Origin of the sequence: Polynucleobacter rarus (genome assembly GCF_003072505.1) — a bacterium.
Taxonomy (GTDB): Bacteria; Pseudomonadota; Gammaproteobacteria; order Burkholderiales; family Burkholderiaceae; genus Polynucleobacter; species Polynucleobacter rarus.
This window is the reverse complement of the sequence record NZ_NTGB01000001.1, coordinates 2,417,756-2,444,043: the sequence shown is the minus strand read 5'-3', so window position 1 is coordinate 2,444,043 and position 26,288 is coordinate 2,417,756. Positions and strand designations below refer to the sequence as shown.

Annotated in this window: 25 protein-coding genes; 15 read left to right on the top strand and 10 right to left on the bottom strand. The window is 40.0% G+C overall.

The genetic code is table 11. The annotated features are described in order from the left end of the window. The 6 genes from secA (at position 1) to mutT (ending at position 7,399) form a co-directional block, all read left to right on the top strand. The gene (secA, locus tag AOC35_RS11695; RefSeq protein ID WP_108647248.1) at positions 1 to 2,757 is read left to right on the top strand and encodes a preprotein translocase subunit SecA; all 2,757 of its coding nucleotides are present in this window, start codon (positions 1 to 3) and stop codon (positions 2,755 to 2,757) included. A gap of 94 nt (positions 2,758 to 2,851) precedes the next feature. Then, positions 2,852 to 4,096 carry an MBOAT family O-acyltransferase gene (locus AOC35_RS11690; protein WP_108647247.1) on the top strand — a complete coding sequence of 415 codons (1,245 nt, stop codon included), beginning with the start codon at positions 2,852 to 2,854 and terminating at the stop codon, positions 4,094 to 4,096. A gap of 87 nt (positions 4,097 to 4,183) precedes the next feature. Further along, positions 4,184 to 4,825, top strand: a complete 642-nt coding sequence (locus AOC35_RS11685; RefSeq protein WP_108647246.1) for an SGNH/GDSL hydrolase family protein — start codon at positions 4,184 to 4,186, stop codon at positions 4,823 to 4,825. A gap of 44 nt (positions 4,826 to 4,869) precedes the next feature. Further along, complete coding sequence (argJ, locus tag AOC35_RS11680) at positions 4,870 to 6,096, top strand: bifunctional glutamate N-acetyltransferase/amino-acid acetyltransferase ArgJ (RefSeq protein ID WP_108647245.1); 1,227 nt, start codon at positions 4,870 to 4,872, stop codon at positions 6,094 to 6,096. Between the two features lie 37 nt (positions 6,097 to 6,133). Continuing rightward, on the top strand, positions 6,134 to 6,988 hold the full coding sequence (locus AOC35_RS11675; protein ID WP_108647244.1) for an ATP-binding protein: 855 nt from the start codon (positions 6,134 to 6,136) through the stop codon (positions 6,986 to 6,988). Further along, complete coding sequence (gene mutT / locus AOC35_RS11670; protein WP_108647243.1) at positions 6,989 to 7,399, top strand: 8-oxo-dGTP diphosphatase MutT; 411 nt, start codon at positions 6,989 to 6,991, stop codon at positions 7,397 to 7,399. 38 nt (positions 7,400 to 7,437) lie between these two features. On the opposite strand, the gene zapD is transcribed toward mutT, so the two are convergent. From zapD to AOC35_RS11635, 7 genes are all read right to left on the bottom strand, one after another. Then, entirely contained in the window at positions 7,438 to 8,190 is a 753-nt protein-coding gene (gene zapD / locus AOC35_RS11665; protein WP_281259311.1) for a cell division protein ZapD, read from the bottom strand. 98 nt (positions 8,191 to 8,288) lie between these two features. Continuing rightward, positions 8,289 to 8,909: a dephospho-CoA kinase gene (coaE, locus tag AOC35_RS11660; protein WP_245898500.1), complete on the bottom strand. Its 621-nt coding sequence runs from the start codon at positions 8,907 to 8,909 to the stop codon at positions 8,289 to 8,291. A 12-nt stretch (positions 8,910 to 8,921) separates the two neighbouring features. Further along, on the bottom strand, positions 8,922 to 9,401 hold the full coding sequence (locus AOC35_RS11655) for a prepilin peptidase (protein WP_108647241.1): 480 nt from the start codon (positions 9,399 to 9,401) through the stop codon (positions 8,922 to 8,924). After that, positions 9,398 to 10,444 (bottom strand): type II secretion system F family protein, encoded by a 1,047-nt coding sequence (locus tag AOC35_RS11650; RefSeq protein WP_159077569.1) that lies wholly within the window; start codon positions 10,442 to 10,444, stop codon positions 9,398 to 9,400. Before AOC35_RS11650 ends, AOC35_RS11655 begins: the two co-directional genes overlap by 4 nt. Continuing rightward, positions 10,441 to 11,565: a GspE/PulE family protein gene (locus AOC35_RS11645; protein WP_108647239.1), complete on the bottom strand. Its 1,125-nt coding sequence runs from the start codon at positions 11,563 to 11,565 to the stop codon at positions 10,441 to 10,443. The genes AOC35_RS11650 and AOC35_RS11645 overlap by 4 nt, the downstream gene beginning before the upstream one ends. 18 nt (positions 11,566 to 11,583) lie before the next feature. Further along, positions 11,584 to 12,870 carry an HlyC/CorC family transporter gene (locus AOC35_RS11640; protein WP_108647238.1) on the bottom strand — a complete coding sequence of 429 codons (1,287 nt, stop codon included), beginning with the start codon at positions 12,868 to 12,870 and terminating at the stop codon, positions 11,584 to 11,586. Positions 12,871 to 12,991: 121 nt separating this feature from the next. Further along, positions 12,992 to 13,672, bottom strand: a complete 681-nt coding sequence (locus AOC35_RS11635; RefSeq protein ID WP_108647237.1) for a dienelactone hydrolase family protein — start codon at positions 13,670 to 13,672, stop codon at positions 12,992 to 12,994. Positions 13,673 to 13,715: 43 nt separating this feature from the next. Between AOC35_RS11635 and AOC35_RS11630 the strand changes: the two genes are divergently transcribed. From AOC35_RS11630 to AOC35_RS11600, 7 genes are all read left to right on the top strand, one after another. Further along, positions 13,716 to 14,246 (top strand): methylated-DNA--[protein]-cysteine S-methyltransferase, encoded by a 531-nt coding sequence (locus tag AOC35_RS11630; protein WP_108647236.1) that lies wholly within the window; start codon positions 13,716 to 13,718, stop codon positions 14,244 to 14,246. 83 nt (positions 14,247 to 14,329) lie between these two features. After that, positions 14,330 to 15,475, top strand: coding sequence for an ABC transporter substrate-binding protein (locus tag AOC35_RS11625; protein ID WP_170107037.1), 1,146 nt, complete (start codon positions 14,330 to 14,332; stop codon positions 15,473 to 15,475). 27 nt (positions 15,476 to 15,502) lie between these two features. Continuing rightward, positions 15,503 to 16,384, top strand: a complete 882-nt coding sequence (locus tag AOC35_RS11620) for a branched-chain amino acid ABC transporter permease (protein WP_108647235.1) — start codon at positions 15,503 to 15,505, stop codon at positions 16,382 to 16,384. 2 nt (positions 16,385 to 16,386) lie between these two features. After that, on the top strand, positions 16,387 to 17,247 hold the full coding sequence (locus AOC35_RS11615; protein ID WP_211307567.1) for a branched-chain amino acid ABC transporter permease: 861 nt from the start codon (positions 16,387 to 16,389) through the stop codon (positions 17,245 to 17,247). A gap of 8 nt (positions 17,248 to 17,255) precedes the next feature. Next, positions 17,256 to 18,014: an ABC transporter ATP-binding protein gene (locus AOC35_RS11610; RefSeq protein ID WP_108648823.1), complete on the top strand. Its 759-nt coding sequence runs from the start codon at positions 17,256 to 17,258 to the stop codon at positions 18,012 to 18,014. Then, entirely contained in the window at positions 18,014 to 18,760 is a 747-nt protein-coding gene (locus AOC35_RS11605) for an ABC transporter ATP-binding protein (protein WP_108648822.1), read from the top strand. Before AOC35_RS11610 ends, AOC35_RS11605 begins: the two co-directional genes overlap by 1 nt. Positions 18,761 to 18,792: 32 nt before the next feature. Continuing rightward, positions 18,793 to 19,788 carry an NAD(P)H-quinone oxidoreductase gene (locus AOC35_RS11600; protein ID WP_108647233.1) on the top strand — a complete coding sequence of 332 codons (996 nt, stop codon included), beginning with the start codon at positions 18,793 to 18,795 and terminating at the stop codon, positions 19,786 to 19,788. 73 nt (positions 19,789 to 19,861) lie between these two features. Here AOC35_RS11600 and bioB read toward each other — a convergent pair whose 3' ends face one another. Further along, positions 19,862 to 20,833, bottom strand: coding sequence for a biotin synthase BioB (gene bioB, locus AOC35_RS11595; RefSeq protein WP_245898499.1), 972 nt, complete (start codon positions 20,831 to 20,833; stop codon positions 19,862 to 19,864). Between the two features lie 46 nt (positions 20,834 to 20,879). Next, positions 20,880 to 22,874, bottom strand: a complete 1,995-nt coding sequence (locus AOC35_RS11590; RefSeq protein WP_108647231.1) for an acyltransferase family protein — start codon at positions 22,872 to 22,874, stop codon at positions 20,880 to 20,882. A gap of 63 nt (positions 22,875 to 22,937) precedes the next feature. Between AOC35_RS11590 and AOC35_RS11585 the strand changes: the two genes are divergently transcribed. Together AOC35_RS11585 and AOC35_RS11580 are read left to right on the top strand one after the other, a co-directional pair. After that, on the top strand, positions 22,938 to 24,554 hold the full coding sequence (locus AOC35_RS11585) for a mechanosensitive ion channel family protein (protein WP_108647230.1): 1,617 nt from the start codon (positions 22,938 to 22,940) through the stop codon (positions 24,552 to 24,554). A gap of 17 nt (positions 24,555 to 24,571) precedes the next feature. After that, on the top strand, positions 24,572 to 25,003 hold the full coding sequence (locus AOC35_RS11580) for a YbaY family lipoprotein (protein WP_108647229.1): 432 nt from the start codon (positions 24,572 to 24,574) through the stop codon (positions 25,001 to 25,003). On the opposite strand, the gene AOC35_RS11575 is transcribed toward AOC35_RS11580, so the two are convergent. Then, positions 25,000 to 26,028: a polyprenyl synthetase family protein gene (locus AOC35_RS11575; protein ID WP_245898498.1), complete on the bottom strand. Its 1,029-nt coding sequence runs from the start codon at positions 26,026 to 26,028 to the stop codon at positions 25,000 to 25,002. The genes AOC35_RS11580 and AOC35_RS11575 overlap by 4 nt on opposite strands. Positions 26,029 to 26,288 lie beyond the last annotated feature (260 nt).

The window sequence follows — 26,288 nt, the reverse complement described above, 5'->3', positions numbered from 1 at the left end:
ATGGTATCTGGACTCTTAAAAAAGATAATTGGCAGTCGTAACGATCGCTTACTTAAACAATACCGTAAAACGGTAATTCAAATCAATGCTTTAGAGCCAAAGTTTGAGGCACTAAGAGATGAACAATTTCCTGAGATAACTCAAGAGTTAAAAGCCCGGGTTGCCGGTGGCGAAAGTCTTGATAATATCTTACCTGAAGCCTTTGCATTAGTTCGAGAAGCGAGTCGTCGCACAATGAAAATGCGACACTTTGATATGCAAATGGTTGGTGGCTTAGTTCTTCACCAAGGAAAAATTGCTGAAATGAGAACCGGTGAGGGTAAAACTCTGACTGCTACTTTGCCGGTATTTTTAAATGCACTTTCAGGTAAGGGTGTTCACGTAGTGACTGTGAACGATTACTTGGCATCGCGTGATGCACAGTGGATGGGTAAAATTTATAACTTTCTGGGACTAACCGTTGGGATTAATCTTTCTCAAATGCAACACGAGGAAAAACAAGCGGCATACGCTGCTGACATAACCTACGGAACTAATAATGAGTTTGGCTTTGACTATTTGCGTGACAATATGGTTCACGATGTACGCAGTCGAGTACAACGCGGCCTCAATTACGCAATCGTAGATGAAGTGGATTCAATCTTAATTGATGAAGCGAGGACGCCATTAATTATCTCTGGCCAAGCCGATGATCATACCGATTTATACGTAAAAATGAATGTCATACCTTCTTATTTAGACCGTCAAATTGGCGAAGAGAAGGCAGATGGCACAGGTGTAGAAAAACCTGGTGATTATGTGATTGATGAAAAATCTCAGCAAGTTTTCTTGACCGAAGCCGGACATGAGAAAGCGGAGTCAATTCTTGTTCAGATTGGTTTGATCAATGATGGTGATTCACTCTACGCACCACAAAACATCGCTTTAATGCATCACTTACTGGCCACCCTGCGTGCGCACACTTTATTCAACCGTGACCAACATTATGTTGTGCAAAACGGCGAGGTTGTCATCGTCGATGAGTTCACTGGCCGTTTAATGGTGGGTCGTCGTTGGTCTGATGGATTGCATCAAGCGGTGGAGGCAAAGGAAGGCGTGCAAATTAATAGTGAAAATCAAACGCTAGCAACGATTACCTTCCAAAATTATTTTAGGATGTATCAAAAATTATCTGGTATGACCGGAACTGCCGATACTGAAGCCTATGAATTCCAAGAAATTTACGGCTTAGAAACAGTTGTTGTGCCACCAAATAGAATTAGTAAAAGACTGGATAAACAAGATCAGATTTACAAAACATCCAAAGAGCGTTATGCGGCAGTAATTAAAGATATTAAAGATTGCTATGAGCGTGGTCAGCCAGTTTTAGTCGGTACTACTTCGATTGAAAATTCTGAATTAATCTCAGATATTTTGACAAAAGAAAAATTACCGCATCAAGTATTAAATGCAAAACAGCACGCTCGGGAAGCAGAAATCATTGCCCAAGCAGGTCGCCCAAAGATGATTACGATTGCCACCAATATGGCTGGACGTGGAACTGACATTGTGCTTGGTGGCAACGTCGAGAAACAGTCTAGTCTTCTAAATGAAGATACCGCTTTAGATGAAAATCAAAAGCTGGCAAGAATTAAAACCTTAGAAGATGAGTGGCAAGGTCTGCATGAACAAGTTGTGAATGCGGGTGGCTTACATATTATCGGTACAGAGCGACATGAAAGTCGACGGATTGATAATCAGTTAAGAGGCCGTTCAGGACGCCAAGGCGATCCTGGATCCTCGCGTTTCTATCTTTCATTAGACGATGATTTATTGAGAATTTTTGCAGGTGATCGTTTACGAAGTGTTATGGACCGTCTAAAAATGCCTGAAGGTGAGCCAATTGAAGCAGGGATGGTCTCGCGGGCAATTGAATCTGCTCAGCGCAAGGTGGAAGGTCGTAACTTTGATATTCGTAAGCAATTATTGGAATATGATGATGTGGCTAATGACCAACGTCGTGAAACCTATCAACTGCGAAATCAAGTCCTAGAGTCAGACAACGTCGGTGGCTTAATCAATAATCTACGGGATGATGTCTTTAGAAGTCTTGTTATGGAATATGTGCCTTCAGGTACATTACCAGAACAGTGGGATCTAGATGGTTTAGAGAAAGAGCTTCAGCAAAACTGGGGAATACAGTTAGCCTTAAAAGAAAAGGTAGAACAAGCTCAAGAGGTTGATGTTGAAGATTTAATCAGTTGGGTCCAAGAAAGTGCCCAGATTGTATATCAATCAAAACTAGATCAATCCGATGTCAATTCTTTTGCTGGATTTGAACGGTCAGTCTTCCTGTACAGCATGGACTCCCATTGGCGAGAACATTTAGCTTCGCTTGACTATTTACGTCAAGGGATTCATTTACGTGGTTATGCACAAAAAGACCCTAAGCAAGAATATCGTAAAGAATCGTTTGAGTTATATGCTGAGTTCTTAGAAGTCATTAAACGAGATATTACGAAAACAATTCTGAATGTTCAAATCCAATCCGCAGAGCAACTCAATGATGCTACTGAAATGATTCAAGAGGATTTAAGCAACTTGAGAGATGTGCAATATCAACATGCCAATGTAGCGGAATCTGAAACACAAAATTCCTCTGTTGCAGTACCGATGATGAATAAAATCATGAACACTGCACCAAAAGTGGGTCGAAATGACGCGTGCCCATGTGGAAGTGGTAAAAAATATAAGCATTGTCATGGGCAAGTAGCATAATTTAAAACTTGTTAAATGGAAAATTTACTCAAGCAGGAAATTCAAAACCAAAGATGTGATTCAATATGCTCTAATGATTTGAAAAAACAGTCCATTGAAAGATAAAGTAAAAAATTTGTTTGGTCCATGTGCAATTTTTTTGACAGGTTACGGACTAATATTTTTTTCTAAAGGATTGGGTTTCGCAAGCATTTTCACAGCCTTAAGCTCAATTTTAATATGGGGCTTATATTTGATCTTGCGTAAACATAAAATTGCCAGAGTCATACTTGCTTACGGTGTATTTTCAATAACGCCAATCTTAAGTTATACAGGACAAATAGGGGTCCTTACGGGCTTTAATGGGAATCATTCTTCCATTAAGTGGCTCGGAGTGTCATTCGTGATGGCCAGCATATCGATATTTATTTATAACGATCAATTCACGTTTAAAAGTTTATTTTTAAACATCATGCAACCTATTCGCCTTAACTCTGGACCTATAGCGCTTACAAGTTCAAAAATTCATGCTTTTAGTAGAAAAAGGACTTTCATCTATATTCGTTGGATGATACTTGGTACTTTTATGTTTAGTGTGATTGCCTCAGGTTTATCTCAGTTGTTGATTCTGAAAGAATCAACAGAAGCTTTAGATATTCTCATCTTTGGAATTATCTTTGAAGCTTACGTTTACTTTAATTTTGTCGGCATAACGATGATGGCATTCGGAGCCTTAAATCTATTTGGCATTCGAACTGCGATGAATTTTAATAGTCCTTTTTCTGCACGTAATGTAATAGAGTATTGGCAACGTTGGCATATCAGTTTATCTACTGTATTAAAAACCCTTTTTTTTCGTCCATTGAAAAATACCTGTGGACTGCCAGTAGCCATTTTTTTTGTGTTTATTAGTTCTGCGCTGTGGCATGGCGTCACTTTGAATTTTATGATTTGGGGTAGTTTCCACGCCTTGTTTTGGCTAATTACCTATTACATTTTAAAAATGCTTAATAATAAGCAAATTGCAAAAATTTTAACTTTACTGTTATTGCCATTTATTGTTGTTATGGGTAGGATAATTTTTTCTGAGTCCGATTCAACGCTTTTACTCTTTAAGTTACAGCAAGTCATAAATTGGGATACCGATTCTGCCAATGCCATTAGCCATCACATACAATTTGATACTAAGACCCTATTTACCTTGATTTTTGGAGGTATTTTGATGGGTTTTGAATTCGCATTTCCTATACTAGCTAAAAGATATCGTTTTTTAAGAAATCAATATCTCTGTGTAATTTGGGTATTCTTGTGTATTGAATTTAGCTCCTTTGGAATTGAGGGAGTTTATGGAACTCGTTAACTAACAATGAAGTAGGTAAATTCTAATTTATTAACTTGAAATATGATTTATTAAAAAAAGGTCTCGTCGAATCTGGGGTTTATTTAAATGATATTAACAAACTTAACTATTCTTATTATTGGAGCAAGCCACTTAGCAAAACCGGGGTATTTAATTACAAGCTTGCATGATGAATTACAAAATCAAGGTGCAAAAGTGCACACTATAGGCGTTTGTGGAGTTGAACCAAGCGAATGGTTGATTGCAACTAAAGGTCTCTGTGGAGGGGCCGAGAGAGAATTTACCAAGCCGATTAATATCAGATTAGGAAAATCTGCGGAAACTCAACCAATATCTGATTTAATAGCAAAAGATAATCCTGATGTTGTAGTGATTATCATGGGGGATACTCTTGGAAAATATAAAGAGCAAATGGTTAAATTCAAAGTTTATAGTGAAGCCAGTGGTTTAGCGAAAAAAATTGCCAGTTTAAATAAACCATGTTTATGGGTTGGCCCGCCATGGGGAAATGAGCTGCAAATAACTGGTAAAACACATAATCGTACGAAGGAATTGAATTATGTGCTTTCTAATTCAGTAGCACCTTGCAAGTATGTTGACTCTCTGTCAATGTCAAAACCAGATGAGTGGCTAACTACTGATGGGCAACACTTTACACCAGATTATTACAAAGAATGGAGTAAGAAAATCGTTGAGAACTTTAAAATGATTTCCGACTTAAAATTTTGACTATTCAGTAAACTCTTTGACAAATTAATATAGAAAGTATCCAAATGCCAGTTAATCTTCACCCTCTCAGTCCTTCCGATGTGCTACCTATTCAAGGTATACAACTCGGGTATGCTATGGCTGGCATTAGGAAGGTAGACCGTAAAGATATCTTAATCATTACTTTAGAGCCTGGTTCTTCCGTAAGTGGAGTATTTACTTTAAATCGGTTTTGCGCGGCCCCAGTTCAAATTTGTAAAGAACACCTGCTTCAAACTACAGGTATTCGGGCGCTCGTCATTAACACAGGAAATGCGAATGCTGGGACCGGTGAATCAGGCCTCAAGGATGCTAATACAATTTGTAATGCCGTTGCAGAGTTATTAGCTATTTCTCCCACGGAAGTATTGCCGTTTTCAACTGGGGTCATTTTAGAGCCACTACCAGTTGCAAAAATTATCGCTGCACTTCCAACTGCAAAGGCAAATCTAATTGATGCAGGTTGGTATGACGCGGCCTTTGCGATTATGACTACGGATACGATGCCAAAAGCCTATTCTAGCTCGATTGATATTGAAGGCACCAAGGTATCAATTTCTGGCGTAAGCAAAGGCGCTGGAATGATTCATCCGAATATGGCAACCATGCTCGGATTCATTGGTACCGACATCGGCATCGAACCTAAATTATTGAATGATCTAACTAAGGAAGTGGCAGATTTATCGTTTAATTCCATTACGATCGATGGTGATACTTCGACCAATGATTCTTTCATCGTCATGGCTTCAAATCAGTGTGGAATTTATATTGATAATACGAGTCATGCCGCATACCAAGCCTTTAGAACTTTGTTATTAGAAACTGCACAAGACCTCGCTATGAAAATAGTACGGGATGGTGAAGGTGCGACAAAATTTATGACGATTGAAGTAAAAGGCGGGCATACCCTTGAAGAGTGCAAACTGGTAGGGGAAGCAATTGCTCACTCGCCGTTGGTAAAAACAGCATTTTTTGCTAGCGATCCAAATTTGGGAAGAATTCTGGCTGCAATTGGATATGCTGGGATCACTGATTTGGATGTAAGCCATGTCCAATTGTGGTTAGGTGATGTTTGGGTAGCCAAAGATGGAGGTCGACATCCAGACTATCGTGAAGAGGATGGCCAAAGAGTGATGGCACCTGCAGAGATCAAAGTCACGGTTGATTTGGGTCGTGGAGAGGCAAGCCGAACGATGTGGACTTGTGACTTTTCTCATGAATATGTCACGATTAACGCGGATTACCGCTCTTAAAATACAAGAGTCTAGTTTCACAAATTATAATACTGACATGAGTGAAAAATTAGATCAATTTATAGAACGATTAGAAGTCTTCTTTCCTAAGCCCTTGACTCCTGAGGATTGGCAAAACGCAAAAGCATTTCGCTGGCAAAGAAGACAATCTTTATTAGGGAACTTAGGATTCTTAAAGCCGATTTGGCATTTATCCGACATCTCTTTTGATGATTTACAAGCGATTGAACGTCAAAAAGAATTGATCTTAAACAATACTCAGCATTTTGTAGCAGGTAAACCAGCCAATAATGTGCTTTTAACAGGGGCTAGAGGCACTGGTAAGTCATCATTGATTAAAGCCTGCTTAAATCAGTTTTATCACTCAGGGTTAAGATTGGTTGAAGTAGATAAGGAGCATTTATCGGATCTTCAGGATCTTACCGAGATTTTAGCTACAAGACCCGAAAAATTTATCGTCTTTTGTGATGACTTATCCTTTGAAGATGGTGAAGCGGGATACAAGGCACTCAAATCTGCACTTGATGGTTCTTTATCAGCTCAGGTTGAAAATGTATTGATTTACGCCACTTCAAATCGAAGACATTTACTGCCGGAATATATGAAAGATAATGAAAGTTACCAACATAGTTCTGATGGAGAGATTCACCCCGGCGAAGTAGTCGAGGAAAAGATTTCTTTATCCGAACGTTTTGGTTTATGGGTCTCTTTTTACCCACCTAAACAAGATGAGTATCTAGAAATTGTGGCACACTGGTTGGCACATTTTGGCCAAGATAAGTCGGTTATCGAAAACGCAAAACCTGAAGCATTGGTTTGGGCTTTAGAGCGAGGTTCAAGGTCAGGACGCGTTGCTTGGCAATTTGCAAGGCATTTTGCAGGCGCTCATTAAATGACAAGGCCTATTACTGAGGTAGCAGTAGGTATCCTTATCAGTAAAGATAATAATTTTTTGCTAGCAAATCGCCCAGTGGGTAAGCCTTATGAAGGCTACTGGGAATTCCCAGGTGGTAAGATTGAAACAGGTGAATCCATCCACCAAGCTTTAGTTCGAGAACTACGAGAAGAACTTGGTATTGAAGTCATAGAAAGCGTCGCAATCGGGACGATTGAACACGATTATCCGCATGCCTATGTTCGACTTTATTTACAGATTGTCAGAGAGTGGACGGGGATTCCGGTTGGTCTAGAAGGACAAGAACTTGCTTGGCAGTCCAGTCGAATAGTAACAGACTGCAATTTAAGCCCCTTATTACCTGCTACCATTTCAATTATCGAATTGATGAATAACCAAGAGATTTAATAACTTGTTTTAGAGCGATCGTTAAGTGCGTAAATAAATCACAAATTACAAAGTGTTAAATTAAATTCAATGGCACCAGTATAGGCTGGGGGTTTTCCAATCGTTGAATTTTGCAAAAAACGAATCCAAAGAACATGTTTGTTGGCACTAATTTCGGGGATTAACATCTGGTTATGAATATCTACACGAATTAATTGAAACGATTTACCAGTCAGTGGCAATTGAAAAGCGCCATTTTCTGTGCCATAAGTTTTAGAATCTCCGGATTGACGAAGTAACTTCAGAAATAAATAACAAGTATTCTTCCAATCATTAAATGCGGGTGTATAGGATTGTAGTTGAGCTCTTCTTTGATCCGCTGGGAGATGTTGCCAGCAATACAAACTGGGCAGATCGACAGGACTAGTTGCACCTGCAACACTTAATCGAGAACGAATAATTGATAGCCATTCGTTCTCATTAATCAAAGTATTTGGCTTGCCGATTAAATTGTTTAAGTCAAAAAGAGAGTTTTCAATTTGAAGAATAACAGATTCTAAAGCCTCAGAATTAACAGAATGACCATGTCTTAATCCACATAGATAATTTCTCTGTCGATCTAATTCTTTTAATAAATTTGACTTTAAATCTGCTCTAGAAGTCAGATCACCAATATCAAAAAGTAAAGAAATGGCAGCCAAATGATGCTCAGGATCATCTGATTGCATAAAAATATCTTGTCGGTGAAATAAATACTCTAAACGCAATAAACTGCGTACTGTTTCATTAGAGGGGTATTCGTAAGTTAACAAAGAAATCAACAATCAATTCGAAATTAAAATTAAGATATAAGTATGAGATTTAATTATGAAATACACAAGAAAAAACCTCATAAAAACAATAATAAAGCTTATAAACTAATAATTTTTTGATGGATATCGATCACTTGCTTATTCAAATCAGTTAAAAGTCCATCGTTATTAATTATGTAGTCAGCATTTTTAAGGCGATCCTCGCGAGATATCTGAGCAGCAATGATTTTTTCAACTTGGTCTCGTTGTAAATTATTTCGGATAAGCACGCGCTGAATTTGAGTTTCGACTGTGCAGTCAATAACAACAATCTTTTTAAAACGATCCTGCCATTTATTCGATTCAAAAAGTAATGGAATCATAAAAATAATATAAGGAGGATCTTGTTTTAATGCCACTTGAAATGCCGCATAACTAGCTTCTTGAATCAGCGGATGCGTAATACTTTCCAGAATGGTGAGTGCAGGTCTGTGATTGAATACGTACTCTCGCATTTTTGGACGATTCAAACTGCCATCTTCCATTAAAAAATCTTTACCAAAAGCTGCTTCAATCGCAGGCATTGCGACACCGCCTGAACATGTTACTTGGTGGGCTAATGCATCACTGTCAATAATTTGGGCTCCTAAGCGATGGAATTCTTTAGCGGCTGAGCTTTTTCCGCTGCCTATTCCTCCCGTTAAGCCAATAGTAGTGATTTGCTTAGTTGTTTCGCTCATGTGACATTTAAACTAAAAATTTCTTATAAAAAAAGTATTGGACACTATATCAAAAATTGCAATCAAGCCGGAAATACACAGATAAGGTCCGAATGGAAAGGCGTGTTGATGACTTAACTTGTTTAGTTTTAACCAAATAATACCTCCAAGTAAGCCAAGAACACTAGCAATAAATAATATAGGTAAGATATAAAAATAGCCTAATATTGATCCAAATGCGGACAGCAGTTTAGCATCACCCATCCCGATGCCGTGCTTTTTAGTAACTAGAAAATAGAAAAAATTAACACCCCAAATTAAGGAATAACCAAGGATAAGGCCGATGATAGATTCATGAGCTTGGCAAAAACCAAAGTTTGTAAAACTACTAACTAACAGCCCAAGAATCATTAGTGGGAGTGTCAAATAGTTAGGAAGCTGCATTGTGCGAAGGTCGATCAACGCAAGAGTAATCACCATAGCGGTAATTATTAAACTGTAAATCCAAATCAAGCTATTTCTCCTAACTTAAAGAGCGGTAAATAAAGAGCGACGACCATTCCCCCAACCATCAATCCCATTATCACAACTAGAGCTGGTTCAATCATCTCCATTAAAACATCAAGTTGTTCAGTAAGTTGACGCTCATGGAAAATGGCTAAATATTGCAACATTTTGACAAGTCCGCCAGAATCCTCTCCAACCTTGAGTAATTGCAAGGTTTCTCGTTTGAAAAGAAGTTGTTTAGAATCCGCTAAGAAAACGGATTCATGAACTGCTTGCCCCTGAGTAAGAAGACGATATACCTCAACACTCACATCGTGCACAAACCAATGATTGGAACAGCGCGCACTGATGCGAATAGACTTTAATAAAGGCGTACCAGATTCTTGGAGAATAAAAATAGTTGTCGCCCAGCGTGCCAAAAGGGCATGATGAATTAAGTTACCAATAACGGGTACACGAAGAAAAAAACGATCAACTTGTTTTTGTATCGGAATAAAACGCCACCAAAGAAAAAAAATAAACGCAAAGACAGCAATAAAAATAAGTACACCTAGAAAAAAGTATTCTTTTACAAACCTAGAAAGTTTTAAAAGAAAATCAGTGAGTGGTGGAAGACTTGCATTAAAGCCCGCAAATACTTGTTCAAAACTTGGAATAACCCAAATTAACATAGCGATTAATAAGCAAAAAGAGATGAATAAAACACATAAAGGATAGGTTAGTGCTTTTTTCAGTTGCCCTTGAATCATTTCAGATTTTTTTAAGTCTTGAGATATTTTTAAAAGAAGGTGATTCAGTTGACCAGAAAATTCACCGATTTCGACCAAACCACAATAAAAAGCATCAAAATTCTCTTTTGACTTTCGAAGACAAGAAGAAAAAGACTGACCTTGATGAAGCCCTTCAATAATTGGATCTAGCCAATGCGGCATGTCTTTTTTGTTGGTAAGAGGCTCTCTAATCATTTGCAGTGCTGGCACTAGGGGAACTCCTGCCTCTAGCAAGGTGACTAACTGGGTAGTAAAAATTTGTTGTTTAGCAATTCTCACGAAACGCACCCAATCTTACTCAGAACTTCTTCCGCTGAGGTTATGCCATTATTTACATACAGTTCACTTTGCTTCAACAATGAATTCATACCTTGATCTTGTGCCAATTTAAGTAAATCATTTGCATAAACCTCACTCTCAATGGCACTTCTTATTTCTGAATCCAACTTCAAAACTTCGTGAACTGCAAATCGACCAAGGTAGCCGGTGTTTTTACAGTAGTTACATGAAGTACCGACGGAAGTACAAAAAGTACATCTTTTCCGTAAAAGTCGTTGGGCTGTAACCATTAATAAGCTTTGGGCAAGAACATCCTTTTCACAACCCAAGTAACGTAAGCGAGTAATGGTCGAAACACAACTATTCGTGTGTAGCGTAGCTAACACTAAATGACCTGTTTGAGCAGCTTGCAACGCAGTTTGAGCAGTTACTGCATCACGAATTTCCCCAATCATGATGATATCTGGATCTTGCCTTAACATGGCACGAAGGGACTTGGCGAAGTCCATTCCAGACTTTTCATTCACTGCGACTTGGTTGATGCCTGATAGCATGATTTCGGGAGGATCTTCTACCGTGGAGATATTTCTAGTGCCATCATTGAGAAGAGTTAAAAAAGTATACAAAGTAAGGGTCTTGCCACTACCAGTTGGGCCGGTAACTAAAATAAGTCCTTGGGGAGCATTCAGGCTAGATTGAACCTTGAATAATTGTTCAGAATCATATCCAAGTTGTTCTAGCCGTAAATTCCCTAAGGAGTTCGTTAACAGACGAACAACAATCTTTTCACCATAAACTGTCGGCAGAGTGGATACTCGACAATCAATTTTTTGAGGATTCGTTTTTGCTGCACTCGTAGTGTTCGGAGTGAAGTTTAAGCGACCATCTTGCGGTAAGCGCTTTTCAGCAATATCTAATTGAGCGAGCACTTTTATATGGGCGCATAAGTGCTCGTGATAAGTTACTTTGATACGACGATAGGTTCTTAAACTGCCATCAACTCGAAATCGAAGATGCGTAAATTCCTCTTGTGCTTCAATATGAACATCTGTGGCTTTTTCTAAAAAGGCGTGTTCAAGAGTTTCTTGCCACAAATGAATAATTCTTTGGTCATCTTGCATTCAACGTCAGATTCTTGGTTAATTAAGAGCTTGCAGTGGTTGATGAATGCGAACTGTTTTAATCGATTGTTGGTCAAATTGAATAATTTCCATCACACAGCCTGCTACTTTAAGACTGACATCATGGTCGGGAATATCTTGCAGAATTTCTAAGAGCAAGCCGTTGAGAGTTCGAGGCCCATCAATTGGCAATTCAAGACCTAATAAACGGTTTAAATCTCTCAAGTTCGCTTTACCATTGGCTAGGTAAGTACCGTCATCTAACCATTTAGTTTTATTGGCTAGACTTGGTAGTGAGGTTGTGAATTCACCAATGAGTTCTTCGACAATATCTTCGATCGTTACTAGTCCCAAAACAATCCCGTATTCATCTACGACAAGCCCTATGCGTTGCTGCAAGACCTGAAACTCTTGGATTTGTTGTAAGACCTGGGTGCCACTAGGAATGAAATAAGGTTGGGCAAGTAAGCTCTTAAAATCTTGATGTTGTAAGTCTTCATCACCAATCAATGAGACCGCTTTACGAACCGATAAAATCCCAATTACGCGATCAGGATCTTGATCGGTAGCAGGCAAATTATGGTGATAACAAGTTTCAAGTTGATGGAGAACTTCTGGTATGGATCGAGAGAGATCTAATGTTTCCATTTGTGACCGAGGTGTCATCACATCATCTACGGTGATATTTTCTAAATTAAATAAGTTCACTAAGATATTACGATGATGACTTGGAATAAAGTGGCTGGTCTCGAGCACTAAGCTTCTTAATTCTTCTGGGGATAAGCGGGTTTGATCTGCATTTTTGGTATTGAGTCTCATTAAACGCAACAGCAAGGAGACGAAAATATTTACAAACCAAACAATCGGCGTCAGGATCCAAACTAAGGGACGAATAATCCAACTAACAGAAGAGGCAATCTTATCGGCAAAAGCGGCACCAATTACTTTTGGCGTAATTTCACAAAATATAATAATTAGAAAAGCGACTAAGGCAGTTGTAATGGACAGAACCGAGCCACTATTGCCAAAAGCTTGCATTGCAATACCGGCAATTAATACCGGCACGAAAGTATTAACTACATTGTTACCAATCAAAATAACAGATAATAATTCTTCTGTTCGATTGAGTAAATTAGTGGCTAACCTAGATCCACGGTGACCTTTCGCTGCCCGATGTTTTAGACGATGACGATTTGCCGCCATCATACTAGTCTCCGTAATGGAGAAAAAAGCGGAGGTGGCTAACAATAAAACTACTACTGCGACTTTAGCCCACCACGGCCAAGTATCGAGTAACGAATCCATAAACTTCCCTTAACAATAGACGAAATAAGAAATCAAATTTCTTATTCACTATATCAAAATAGGATGGCTTTATACCGATATTTTGGTGGAAAAGCCATCTGATTTTGTTGTCAGAAGTTACTTACAGGCCGAGATGTTCTGCAAAAAATGCGAAGGTTCTAGATCTTGCGAGCATTGCTGCTGCTTCATTATAGGAAGCACGATGATTGCAGTTGAAACCGTGATGCCCTGCGTATATATGCAATTGAACCTCTGGGTGAGCTGCTGAAAACTGATTAACTGAATCTAAAGGGATATGAGCATCATCATCAGCAAAATGAGCTAAAACAGGACATTTTGGAGTTAATTGAGATTCATTTGGCATACCGCCACCGTAGTAAGTGACAGCTGCACTCAAGCCATCGAGCATTGCTGCACTTCGCCAAGTTAATAGCCCACCCCAACAAAATCCAAAAATACCGACTTTGCCTGACGTCGCCAAAGTATTAATACAGGTTTGTATATCCAACATCACAGGACGACCTGGTAATGCTTCAATTGCAGCCTTAAGGCCTGAGCCTGCTGCGCCATCTTCAGGGGTATAACCTAGATTTACCCCACTCTTAGAACGGGCCATTGTTTCTGGCGCTAATACATGGTAACCCTGATCAGCGTATAGTTTTGCTACTTCTTGTATGTGCGTATTGACACCAAATATTTCTTGTAAAAGGACTAACCCAGCTTTAGCTGGCCCGTTAGGCTTCTCTTCAAATGCTAAAAATTCAAATCCATCACTCGATTTCAGTGTAATAAAACTACCCATTTTCTTCTCCATAAAAATATTAACTTAGTGTATCTTACAGAATATGACGAAAAAATCACTTTTAAAAAATAAAGACAACGATTTTATAGAGGATTGGGCTGCGGTATTGGCGGCGCCATTTGGCAAACTCGGCGTAAAAACAACTTTTACAGAAAATAGTTTATTTATTAGCGAAGTTTTATATGTCAGTCAGTTCGAGGAACTCATTAGTCCAAAAAACGCACTTGCTCAACAGTTTTGCGAACAGGCGGAGCGTTACTTTAATGATCCGAAGTTTCAATTTCAATTGCCGACTTTAATTAAAGGGACTTCTTTTCAGAGAACAGTTTGGGCTTTCATTGACACGATTCCACAGGGAACGGTTGTCACCTATGGCCACCTGGCGAAGAAAATTGGGAGTGCAGCAAGAGCCGTTGGTGGCGCATGTGGAGCTAATCCTTATCCAATGATTGTCCCTTGCCACCGTGTGGTTGCGCATTCTGGAATTGGTGGCTTTGCGAAAGAAGACGCCGAGGGATATCACCGCAATATCAAAACATGGCTATTGAAGCATGAGGGAATTGAGCTGCCCTAGGTTAATTTGTAATAACTTGCCAACTTGCCCTAAAATTGAGAAAAATCTGATTTGTAATCCCTTTACCACTTTGAGGAGTATCTATGAAATTAGTTCGCTTAGCATTAATGAGTTCTTTATTGAGTTGTAGTTTTTACGGAGTTGCCGCCGATATCAAAATTGGTGCTGCTGAAGCCCTCACTGGACCTGCTGCGAAGTATGGTGTTGCAATCAAAAATGGTTTTACTCTCGCACTCGATGAGATTAATGCAAAAGGTGGGGTGAAGGGGAACAAGATTACTTTAGTGATGGAGGATGAGCAGGGAAAAAAAGAAGAGGCAATTAATGTTTTCAAAAAACTCATTTTTCAAGATAAAGTATTAATGGTTTTTGGGCCTACCTTATCCAACTCAGCTTTTGCAGCTGACCCCATCGCAGTGGCGGCAAAAGTAGTCGCATTCGGCACAAGTAATACAGCTAGTGGCATCACCGATATGGGGCCTTACGTATTTAGAAACTCTGTGATGGAACAAGACGTGCTTCCTGTTGTTGTCAAAAAAGCGATTTCCCATTTTAAATTGTCGAAAGTGGCTGTTATCTATGGTAATGATGATGCCTTTACAAAGAGTGGATATGATGCTTTTAAATTAGCATTAGAAGCAAATAAACTGCCAGTGACTACAACAGTTACTTACGCTAAGGGTGATATTGACTTTAAAGCACAATTAACCAAAATTAAAGAAACGAATCCAGATGCTATTGTTTGTAGTTGCTTAGTGGAGGAAGCGGCAAATATTGTTTTACAAACACGCTCACTTGGTATGAAGCAACCATTTATCGGTGGCAATGGCTTTAATTCACCGAAGTTATTTGAAATCGCAAAAAATGCTGCGGACGATACCTTATTAGGCAGCCCATGGTCAGCAGAAAATACTTCTCCAGCAAATAAAGCATTTATGAATGGCTTTAAAGCCAAGTATGGCTCCGAGCCTGATCAGTTTGCCGCGCAAGCGTATGACGCAATGTATATCTTAGCCGAGGCGCTTGGTAGTATCACTCTGACGAATAACCTAGAGAAAGACCGTGCTGCAATTTATGAAGCCCTACCAAAAGTCAAACATGACGGTGCAACTGGGAAGTTCGAGTTCGCAAAGGCGCCAAGTAAGGTTGGAAAAGAATCTGGATACGATGCAAAACAAGATGCGATTGTTAATATTGCAAAAGATGGCAAGTTCGTTTTATTGAAATAATTTCATTCCTAAATTCCGGAAAATCATTTGTTATCTCAACAACTACTCAACGCTCTCTCTTTAGGGAGCGTTTATGCTGTTTTTGCCCTAGGATTTACGCTCATCTTCGGTGTGTTGGGCGTTATTAATCTTTCCCACGGCGTCATTTTTATGATGGGTAGTTATATTGCACTTCAACTCGTCACCTTATTACATTTGCCGATTGTTTTAGCATTGGTAGTTGCCGCAATCCTAAGTGGCTTATTAGCGGTAGTCATCGACTGGTTAGTTTTGCGACCATTAAGAGCCAGAAATGCGCCGCATTTAGCGCCAATGATTGCAACCATCGGTGTGAGTATTTTGCTAACCAGTCTCATACAAGGATTGATGGGTGCTGAAATTAGGCGCTTTCCGAGTGGTACTCTGCCAGAAGAAAGTATTACTTGGGGCGATCTACATATCACTTATGTGCAAATTGGCATCATGGTTATCGCAATCATGATGATGGTTGGTCTGTGGCTGCTAATGAAAAAAACGCAGTTAGGGCGAGCATTACGAGCAATTGCAGAATCACCTAAAGCTGCCGCATTGCTAGGTATCCCTGTGGAGAAATTATTTTATTGCACCTCCTTCATGGCGGGATCTTTAGGTGGCGTCGCTGGGGTTTTGGTGGGCTTATCCTTTAACGCAATTTCACCATTCATGGGGCAGCCCATGTTGCATAAAGGAATTGCGGTCATTATATTGGGTGGTATGGGCGATATTCGTGGTGCCCTGATTGGCGGCCTTTTTTTAGGTTTTGCGGAAGTATTCAGTGTTGCTTACCTATCTAGTGATTTTCGGGATGCAATTGCTTTCGGCTTGTTATTTTTAATTTTATTAATTAAACCCTCCGGTCTATTTGGTCGAATCTTAGAGAGGAAAGCCTAATGCTGGAATGGCTCGAAACCTTTTGGTCGACGTATAACACGCTGATACTGAGTATCGGGATTAATTCTCTGTTAGCTCTATCGATTGCTCTTACCCTTTCATGCGGTTTGTTATCCTTAGCGAATGCAGCGTTTATGGGTATTGGCGCATACGCGGCAGCAACCCTAACGATGCAATTTAATTGCCCCTTTGAGTTAGCATTAATTCTCAGTATCTTGACACCTGTCTGTGTCGCATTACTAATCGGGCTCCCAACCTTAAGGCTCTCCGGCGTTTATTTAGCGATGGCAACCCTTGGGTTTGGTGAAGTTCTCCGGGTGGTCATTATGAATATTGATTTCATTGGCGGACCTATGGGTTTAAATGGGATCCCTAACCTTACTAGTTTTTGGCATGTACTCGCTGCTTTATTACTGGTTGTCTATCTACTTTGGCGCTTAAAAGCCTCAAAAGTGGGGCGTGCTTTTGTTGCCATTCGAGAAGATGAAGTTGCCGCGAAGCTGATGGGAATTCCAGTAATGCAATTTAAACTCTTAGCTTTTTCACTAGGCGCTGGGATTGCAGGATTAGCTGGTGGGTTGAACGCCCACTTTACCTATACGATTGGACCGAATAGTTATGCTTTTGAAAATGCTGTGGAGATTCTTACGATGGCGGTATTTGGGGGCGCGAATAGTTTATTAGGTCCAATCCTTGGTGGTACTCTACTGACCTTGTTACCAGAGGTGTTGAGGGGGCTTAAAGAATATCGACTGGCGGTAAATGGATTAGTCCTCATTTTGGTTGTACTGTATTTACCAAATGGCTTGTGGAGTGGTAAATCTCGACGGATCAAAAAATCAATGACGAGCGTACAAGGATAATGATTAGTATGTTTGAAATTAAAAACTTGTCGAAAAATTTTGGCGGCCTAGAAATTTTAAAGGACGTATCCCTGACGGTACAAAAGGGTAGCATTAGTGCATTAATCGGCCCTAACGGCGCTGGCAAGACCACGGTTTTTAATTGCATTACAGGTCTAGTTAAGCCGAATCTTGGTTCGATTCAGTTAGAAGGCCAGGATTTAATTGGTTTAGCCTCACACCAGGTAACGCGTTTGGGAGTGGCTAGAACCTTTCAAAATATACGCATTTTTAAAGAGATGACTCTTTTAGAAAATGTCTTGGTTGGGATGCATAGTCACCTTAACTATGGCTCAAAAGATTGGTTACTCGCGAGATCAAGTTATAAAGAGCAGGAAAAGCAAGCGAGAGAGACTGCTTATGAGTTATTAAGTTTGTTTGGACTGCATCATCAGCATGCTCAGACTGCAAATAGTCTTTCATATGGTGAACAACGTCAACTCGAGTTTGCACGAGCCTTAGCTACAAAGCCTCAATTATTATTACTAGACGAACCTGTGGCGGGGATGAACGCTGCTGAAAAATCAAGACTAATGAAGGAAGTTGAGCTGATTCGACAACGCGGTGTCACGATATTTTTGATTGAACATGATATGCGTTTTGTGATGGAGCTTTGTGATCAAATTACAGTGCTTAATTTTGGTCAAGTGATCGCACAGGGCGAGCCTGAGGTAATCAAAAATCATCCAGGTGTGATTGAGGCCTATCTAGGAGCGGTTGAAGCATGATGACAGAGGATCTCAAAGATAAAGCTTTACTTAAAGTAGATCATTTGTGTGTATCTTATGGCCATATTCAGGCCTTGAAAGACATTAGTTTTCAGGTCAATTCCGGGGAGATAACTGCTTTAGTGGGTGCCAATGGAGCGGGAAAAAGTACCAGTTTGTTAACTATTTCTAAAATCATTACAGCGCAATCTGGAACTGTTCTTTTTCAGAATAATCCACAAGAATGGGTGAATTTGTTATCAAAAACTAGTTCAGAAATCGTTCGTATGGGTATCTCCCAAGTCGCTGAAGGTCGGGCCATCTTACTGACCATGAGCGTCGAGGAAAATCTTCAATTAGGGTCTTATACTCGTGATCGAAATTCCGAAATTGCGAAGGATTTAAAATTTGTTTTAGAGTTATTTCCTATTCTGAAAAATCGCTATAAAGAATTAGCTGGTAACTTATCTGGTGGCGAGCAACAGATGTTAGCAATCGGCCGTGCTTTAATGGCAAAACCGAAATTGCTGTTGTTAGATGAACCTTCAATGGGCCTTGCTCCATTAAAAGTAAAAGAGATTTTTAGTGTTTTAAAAGAATTAAATCAAATGGGGCAAAGTATCGTTTTAGTTGAACAAAATGTGCAACAGGCCTTACGAATTTCTCATCAAGCGTATGTTTTAGAAAATGGTGAAATAACACTACAAGGAATCGGTCAAGAATTATTAGCTGACCCCAGAATTATCCAGGCTTATTTAGGCAATTAAATAGAAGAAGTACAAAACCAAAAAGGAATGAGATGAATACTACAATGCGTGTTGTTGACCATGGACTGGGCGGACCTCCCGAGATTATGAAAGTGATTTCAGACGTTCCCCTGCCAGTTCTAAAGCCACATGAAGTTTTAATTGAGGTGCATGCAACGGGTATTAATCGTCCCGATGTTTTTCAACGCTCAGGTTCTTACCCACCACCACTAGGCGCTTCCCCTTATTTGGGTTTAGAGGTAGCTGGTGTTGTGGTCGCTCGTGGCCCTGACGTCACGCAGTGGCAAACTGGTGATCAAGTCTGTGCTTTAACCCCGGGTGGTGCATATGCCGAATATTGTGCGACGCCAGCAGCGCATTGTTTAAGAATCCCGCAAGGCTTGACGATGGTTCAAGCTGCAGCAATTCCAGAAACCTACTTTACGGTATGGTCAAACTTATTCGATATGGGACACCTCAAAAGTAATGAAACAATTTTGATTCACGGTGGATCAAGTGGCATTGGTGTTACAGCTATTCAGTTTGCTAAGGCTTTTGGTGCAAAAGTCATCACCACAGTTGGCAATAGTAAAAAAGCAGAACGATGCTTAGAACTTGGCGCCGATGTTGCAATCGAATATAAAGACCAAGACTATGAAGAAGTGATTCTGAAATTAACTAATAAAGTTGGCGTTGATGTTATTTTGGATATTGTGGGTGGACCTTATATTCAAAAAAATATTAATTGTTTGGCATTTGATGGCCGTCTCCTACAAGTAGCATTTTTAAAAGGTAGTAAGGCGCAATTAGACGTTAATGCGATTATGCGTAAACGGCTAACTTATACGGGTGCGACGATGCGACCAAGAAGTGACGAGCAAAAAGCAGCGATTGCAAAACAGTTAGAGAAGAATATTTGGCCACTCATGGATCAAGGCCAGTGTTTGCCTGTGATTGATACCGTATTTACTCTGGATGAAGTGGTGGCAGCCCATCAGTTAATGGAGTCGAGTGTTCACATCGGCAAAATTGTTTTGGCGGTAAAGTAAAGCGCGATTGAAATAAGGAACTAATGTAAATGTGTAGCTGGAAGTTATTCAAGTAAAAATAACTTCCCTAAAATCAAACTGCTACTTCAGCGGTTTGGTTCACTTTTACCTTTAGTCCTAAATCTTGCAGTAAGCTACGATCTGCCTCTGCTTCTGGATTATTCGTGGTGAGTAATTTATCGCCATAAAAGATCGAATTTGCTCCAGCGGTAAAGCACATCGCTTGGATGGCTCGGCCCAACTCTTGACGACCCGCAGATAATCTGACACGTGCGGTTGGCATGGTAATTCTGGCAATGGCAATGGTTCTAACGAACTCAAAAGGATCAAGTGGGGGTTGATCAGCCAAAGGTGTACCTGCTACGGGAACTAAATGATTAATTGGTACTGATTCTGGGTAGGGAGCTAAGTTCGCTAAACGAGCAATTAAAGCAGCGCGTTGTCTACGCGTTTCGCCCATCCCGACAATACCACCACAGCAAAGGGACATACCGGTACTACGCACATTTTCTAGAGTATCAATCCGATCTTGATAGGTACGAGTCTGAATAATGGAGCCGTAAAAATCTTCGCTGGAATCAAGGTTATGATTGTAATAATCCAAGCCAGCTTCACCGAGCGCTTTAGCTTGGTCTGCATCAAGCATGCCTAAAGTAGCACAGGTTTGCATACCCATGGCCTTCACTTCTTTAATCATGGTCGCAACTTTGATGATGTCACGATCTTTCGGTTCACGCCAAGCTGCACCCATACAAAAACGATTCGACCCAGCCGCTTTTGCGGCTCTAGCAGCCTCAAGAACTTCTTCTAAATCCATTAACTTCGTTGCTTCGACACCCGTGTGATAACGGGCAGCTTGGGGGCAATACGAGCAATCTTCTGGACAGCCACCGGTTTTGATGGATAGCAGAGTCGCAAGTTCAATATCCCCTTCCGGAAAATACGTTTGATGAACACTACTCGCCTGATGTATGAGATGAGGTAGAGGTAAGTCATATAGGGCTTCAATTTCTGAAACAGTCCAGGTACGATTTGATTGCGACATATTTACTTTATCCATTTTGATAAGTCATTCTACAAGGATTTAAGGCTTATTTTGTAAATTTGGCCATCGCTTGATCCGCGATTGGGGTTATTACAGCACCAATTTTCTTTGCCGCATAATCTGAAATATGGTCGCTATAACTATATAAAAATGAATTATTTTCAGTTGTTTGGCACATATTTTCATTTTGGTTACAAAGATACTTTGGCAAATCAACGACGGTCATGTTGGGATGTTTAGCCGCCAATTGCTGTGTCCAAAGTCGATAAGCTTTGGTACCTTCGAGATGATCTTCATATCGAATTGAACAGTAAGGATTGGCTTTGCGATAAAAAACGTGATTTAGTAGCTCGGAACCAGTTAAGCCACCACTTATACAGCTAGTAGGATCTGGGAAGGTGGGGTTGTCGATGACGAAGAGGACCGTTTTGCCTACCTGTTCTAATTCGGTAATAAGTTGATCAAAGTTTTGCAGTTGGAGTTCTGAATTACCCAGCCCAACTATCATGCCAGTCTTGCCATCAATCGGAAAGATTCCACGCAGTGCATTCGCCAGCACAACCACTTTTATTTGTGGATCATTTTTAATCATTTCAAAAGCAACTTTACTCTTAGCTAAGAGTTCGTCTAAGGTGCCTGGATTGGCATTAGGTGGAGGTGGATGAACGCCGTCAATTAACATCCATCGGCCGGTAGCAGTTGATACGGTACTAAGTCCATAAAATAATGCTTCTGCCTTACTATCACCAAGCAGGGCATATCGGACAGGATCTCGGACGTCCTCAAAGCAATCTAAATTAGGGGGCATTTGTTTTTCAATATGACAAGGCCTGCGGATCGAATCTCGAAACTCGCCTAAAACCATCGTACTTGGATCGGCAATCATTTGCGATTGGTGACGACCTTTAAAGCCATCTTGTTTGCGCAGCATAATGCCATAACTAAGTAAGCCAATCATCACCAATAACAGCCCATAAGCCCATATTTGGCTGCGTTGCTGACGAATTGGTTTTTCTAAAAAACGGTAGCTCAGAAAGGCGAATAAAAAACTCATGCTCAAGAGTAGTACTCGAGCCATCGTTGATAAGGATTGGCCTTCTAATATGCTGGCAAATGACAGCAGTGGCCAATGCCATAGGTATAAGGGGTAGCTAATTAGACCAATCCATACCATTGGGGTTGTACCTAAACTTTTGAGTACTAGTGACCGTTTAGGTAATTCTGTACTGGGCGACAAACTAAACAAGATCAGTGCTGTACCAAGGCAGGGTATTAAGGCCCACAAACCCGGAAAAGCAAGTCGTTCATGCAGTTGGGTAATTGCAATAATTAAGAGAATGCCACCTAGACTACTAAGTACATTTCTAAGTAGTTGAGGTATTGTGGTTTTATTAAAATAGGTGAGGATAGCGATGAGTCCGCCAAGTCCAAGCTCCCAAAAACGTGTCAAAGGAGAGTAAAAATCTGCGGTTGGATTTGCAGCAATGGTGAAGTAACTAAGCGTTAATGAGCCAAGTAGTAAAACGGCAATGAATAGAAGAAGATAGTTGATTTTGTGGGACAAAAAACGCCATCCCAACCCAAGTACGACTGGCCAAAGGAGATAAAACTGTTCCTCAACACCTAGGGACCATAAATGAAGCAATGGTTTGGTGATGGCTTCTTTATCAAAGTAGCCCGCTTCTCGCCAAAATCGAAGATTGGGGATAAAGCCTGCACTAGTCGCTAAATGTGTGCCAAAGAGTTCGTATTCTGCTGGTGTCAGAATAATCCAGCCCAAGATCGAGCAGGTAATGAGCACTAGGACTAAACTTGGAAAAATCCGACGAATTCTACGTTGATAAAAAGACCAATAACTAAAGCTAGATGATTGCAACTCTCTAAAGATAATACTGGTAATTAAATAGCCAGAAATTGTAAAAAAGATGTCCACCCCGACAAAGCCACCAGGTAAAAGGTTGGGAAAGCCATGAAAAAAAAGTACGCTGATCACAGCGAATGCTCTTAAACCATCAATTTCAGGGTGATAGACTAGTTTCATGCAAATAAATTGAATAAATAATTTAAAATTTTCTCATCATTCCTAAAATACAAGAAAAAACCTATGGCCCAGCAAATCAATAAAGAATTAACAGGAAGTAAAAATGTATTTTTTAACTTCGGAATCCTGTTGTTTGTAATCCTTGGATATTTTTTAGCACCAACCGTACAAGCTCAAGACCAATTAGCAAATGTGAACGACGTAACCTTATCGGTCATGAATAGGGAGATAGCTACCTTCAGAGCTAATCTTGCCCAGGCTACACCAGAACAGAGAGCAAAAAGAGCCCAAGATCGGATTAACAGCCTTACCGAAAATGACTTAATTACAAAAAAAATTGAAGTATTACCCCTTGAACTCGGAAATGATAAAGGGATGCAGTGGTATCTAGGTGAGATTGCCTTGTTTGCACTGGTGGAAAAGGATCTTGACCTAGAGACTGATGGTAACCTCAAAAACCTCGAAAAGAAAACGACTGAAATCTTGACGGAATTGATGGCTGCAAAAGAAAACCAACTTAAACTCCCATATTTAATTCATCAATCCATCTTGATTATGTTGGCCACATTAATTCTTGGGATTATCGTTTTTATCGAGAAAAAATCTTTAAATTGGGTTTCGACAATATTACTCAAAAGGGGTCACTCTCTGTCGCACTCGATGAATGGTGGCATCCACTGGTCAGAATATTACTTTCGATTCGCATCAAAAATTATTAGTGCCATCAGCTGGTTATTAACGGCTTTATTCATCTATATTTGGTTAACCTTTAGCTTACGTCAGTTGCCGTTGACTGAGCCTTTAGGTCGCAAGTTAGGCCAACACATCACGGATACGATTTACTCCATCTTTTCTGGCATCTTAGGCTCGATTCCCAACTTAATTTCAATCCTGATTATTATTTTTGTAACCCGTACCATTACCGACTTGCTAAAAATATTTTTCAAGCGCGTTCAAGCAGGAAATATTCAATTTAATGTTTTTCATAAAGATACAGTCAGCGCTAGTCAACGGATAGCAACCTTTTTGTTATGGGGCTTAACCTTTTCGATTATTTATCCACTCATTCCTGGTTCTAATACGGAGGCGTTTAAAGGCTTATCAGTATTATTTGGTATCGTTATCTCTTTAGGATCTACCGGCCTAGTTTCGCAACTAATGAGTGGTTTAGTGGTCATTTACTCTAGAGCATTAAGGGTTGGCGACTACGTCATGGTCAATGGGCAGGAAGGTGTTGTAAAAGAATTAGGCGTCTTATCGACAAAAATTCAATCGTTGAATAGCAAAATAGAAACCACAATCCCCAATGCCGTTTTAATCTCCAATCCGATCACGAATTTGACTAAACTGAATGAAACAACGGGCACAGTATTGTCTACGCAGGTGACGATTGGTTATGACGCCCCTTGGCGTGAGGTGCATGCAATGTTAATTGATGCGACTAAACTGATTCCTGATATTAAAACCGATCCGGAACCAAAAGTATTTCAAAAAGCCTTAAGTGATTTTTATGTGGAGTATGAATTATTTATCCATACCAATAATCCCATGAAAAAGATGGCCATACTTTCTGAACTACACCAAACCATTCAAGATAATTTCAACCGTGCTGGCATCCAAATTATGTCGCCACATTTTATGGTGCAACCGGAACAAGCCGTTTTGAGTAAAGCGCCTTAAGTAAAAAATCAACAGCCATGACTAGATATTTTCAATCTGGTGTTTTAGGAGCTGCATTCATTAGCCTGTTGATGATGGTGTCTTGCGCGGTGCCAGAGGGATCTTTTATTTCTGGCACCATCGCTTTACAAAACGGTAGCGAACTGGCGCCTAATACAGTGATTGAGGTTAGCTTAGCTGATGTTTCCCTTGCCGATGCACCGATGAAGGTAATTAGCAAAAAGAGATTTAACCCAGCACAAGCCTTACCATTTCATTTTTCACTGGAATATGATCCCAAACTGATTCTTCCTAGGCATTCTTACGCGGTCAGCGCTAGGATTCAATCTATCGACGGAAAATTATTATGGATCAACGATATGCCTTATTCCGTTGTTGAGGCCACAAATACAAGCAGCACTGATGTAAAGACACAAACGGTCAAGATGGTGTTGAAAAAAGTGAATTAAAACGATCTGGCGATCGAGTAATCACATAAAGCACGAAGGCTTTTCGTAAACTCATTTTCCTCAAACGCAGATAAACAAGCTTTTGCTTTTTCAACTTCAATTTTGGCTTGGTTTAGTGTGTAAGAAAGAGCCCCACTAGTGCGAACCTCATTTAAGACAGTTTGATAAAAATCCTCGTCGAGATCTTCGCTTTGCTCAATTGCCAGTTGGACCATTTGTTGTTGAGCAACAGTACCGTGATTGAGTAGATAGATTAAAGGTAGGGTAGGTTTGCCTTCCCGAAGGTCGTCACCTGCATTTTTACCCATCGATTCTGCATCTGAGGCATAGTCCAACCAATCATCCATGATTTGAAAGGCAATGCCGAGGCATGAACCAAACTCTGCTGCTGCTTGATATTGGGCATCATTACCATTGGCAAGAACCGAGCCTAATTGTGCTGAGGCTTCGAATAATTTGGCAGTTTTATACTGAACGACTTGCCGGTATCTTAATTCGGTAACATCCGGATCGTTTAAGTTCAGCAGTTGTAACACTTCGCCTTCCGCGATGACGTTGGTGGCCGTTGATAGAATTTCCATAATCTTTAATTGGCCGGGCACTACCATCATCTGAAAAGCTCTTGAATACAAGAAGTCACCTACTAGCACGCTGGCAGAGTTACCAAAAACTGCGTTTGCAGTTTTACGGCCACGGCGTAAATCAGAGCCATCAACCACATCATCATGTAGCAGAGTAGCTGTATGAATAAATTCAACCACTGCTGCAATCTCATGGCGGTGCAGTACTAGAGAAGGATTTTTAATGGCACCAACAATCAGAAAAACAAGTGCAGGTCGGATTCTTTTGCCTCCCGCCTGAATTAAATACTGAGATATTTGATTAATTAAAGCCACATCAGAACGCAGACTTTTTTCAATCACTTCGTCTAAGGTACGCATATCTTTCTGGATTGGCATCAAAATAGTTTTGATATCCATCAAAGATGTTTTAGGCGAATCTAGTTGCTGGTCAATAACTGACATATTGTTTCTTGAAGTGAAAGACTTGAATGTTTGTTTCAAACCTGTTCTATTCTAAACCAAAGGTGGTTTTAAGATGAGCTTCCTTTAGATTGGCTCGATCAAAGAAAACCATCAATTGATAAAAAACCCTCCAAATTATTGGATTTTTGAGCACTTTTGACTATTTTGATAAATATCGTTGGATAAAGACCACAAAAAAAGTGGGTATTTATAGCACTTTTATCAATGAATTCGCTAAAAAAGGCAGTATTTCTAGCCAG

Excerpts from the sequence above, each read along its gene's own strand:
- secA (WP_108647248.1), top strand. The coding sequence starts at position 1 with ATGGTATCTGGACTCTTAAAAAAGATAATTGGCAGTCGTAACGATCGC.
- AOC35_RS11685 (WP_108647246.1), top strand. The coding sequence starts at position 4,184 with ATGATATTAACAAACTTAACTATTCTTATTATTGGAGCAAGCCACTTA.
- argJ (WP_108647245.1), top strand. The coding sequence starts at position 4,870 with ATGCCAGTTAATCTTCACCCTCTCAGTCCTTCCGATGTGCTACCTATT.
- AOC35_RS11675 (WP_108647244.1), top strand. The coding sequence starts at position 6,134 with ATGAGTGAAAAATTAGATCAATTTATAGAACGATTAGAAGTCTTCTTT.
- mutT (WP_108647243.1), top strand. The coding sequence starts at position 6,989 with ATGACAAGGCCTATTACTGAGGTAGCAGTAGGTATCCTTATCAGTAAA.
- coaE (WP_245898500.1), bottom strand. The coding sequence starts at position 8,909 with ATGAGCGAAACAACTAAGCAAATCACTACTATTGGCTTAACGGGAGGA.
- AOC35_RS11645 (WP_108647239.1), bottom strand. The coding sequence starts at position 11,565 with ATGCAAGATGACCAAAGAATTATTCATTTGTGGCAAGAAACTCTTGAA.
- AOC35_RS11640 (WP_108647238.1), bottom strand. The coding sequence starts at position 12,870 with ATGGATTCGTTACTCGATACTTGGCCGTGGTGGGCTAAAGTCGCAGTA.
- AOC35_RS11635 (WP_108647237.1), bottom strand. The coding sequence starts at position 13,672 with ATGGGTAGTTTTATTACACTGAAATCGAGTGATGGATTTGAATTTTTA.
- AOC35_RS11630 (WP_108647236.1), top strand. The coding sequence starts at position 13,716 with ATGACGAAAAAATCACTTTTAAAAAATAAAGACAACGATTTTATAGAG.
- AOC35_RS11625 (WP_170107037.1), top strand. The coding sequence starts at position 14,330 with ATGAAATTAGTTCGCTTAGCATTAATGAGTTCTTTATTGAGTTGTAGT.
- AOC35_RS11610 (WP_108648823.1), top strand. The coding sequence starts at position 17,256 with ATGTTTGAAATTAAAAACTTGTCGAAAAATTTTGGCGGCCTAGAAATT.
- AOC35_RS11605 (WP_108648822.1), top strand. The coding sequence starts at position 18,014 with ATGACAGAGGATCTCAAAGATAAAGCTTTACTTAAAGTAGATCATTTG.
- AOC35_RS11600 (WP_108647233.1), top strand. The coding sequence starts at position 18,793 with ATGAATACTACAATGCGTGTTGTTGACCATGGACTGGGCGGACCTCCC.
- bioB (WP_245898499.1), bottom strand. The coding sequence starts at position 20,833 with ATGTCGCAATCAAATCGTACCTGGACTGTTTCAGAAATTGAAGCCCTA.
- AOC35_RS11590 (WP_108647231.1), bottom strand. The coding sequence starts at position 22,874 with ATGAAACTAGTCTATCACCCTGAAATTGATGGTTTAAGAGCATTCGCT.
- AOC35_RS11585 (WP_108647230.1), top strand. The coding sequence starts at position 22,938 with ATGGCCCAGCAAATCAATAAAGAATTAACAGGAAGTAAAAATGTATTT.
- AOC35_RS11580 (WP_108647229.1), top strand. The coding sequence starts at position 24,572 with ATGACTAGATATTTTCAATCTGGTGTTTTAGGAGCTGCATTCATTAGC.
- AOC35_RS11575 (WP_245898498.1), bottom strand. The coding sequence starts at position 26,028 with ATGTCAGTTATTGACCAGCAACTAGATTCGCCTAAAACATCTTTGATG.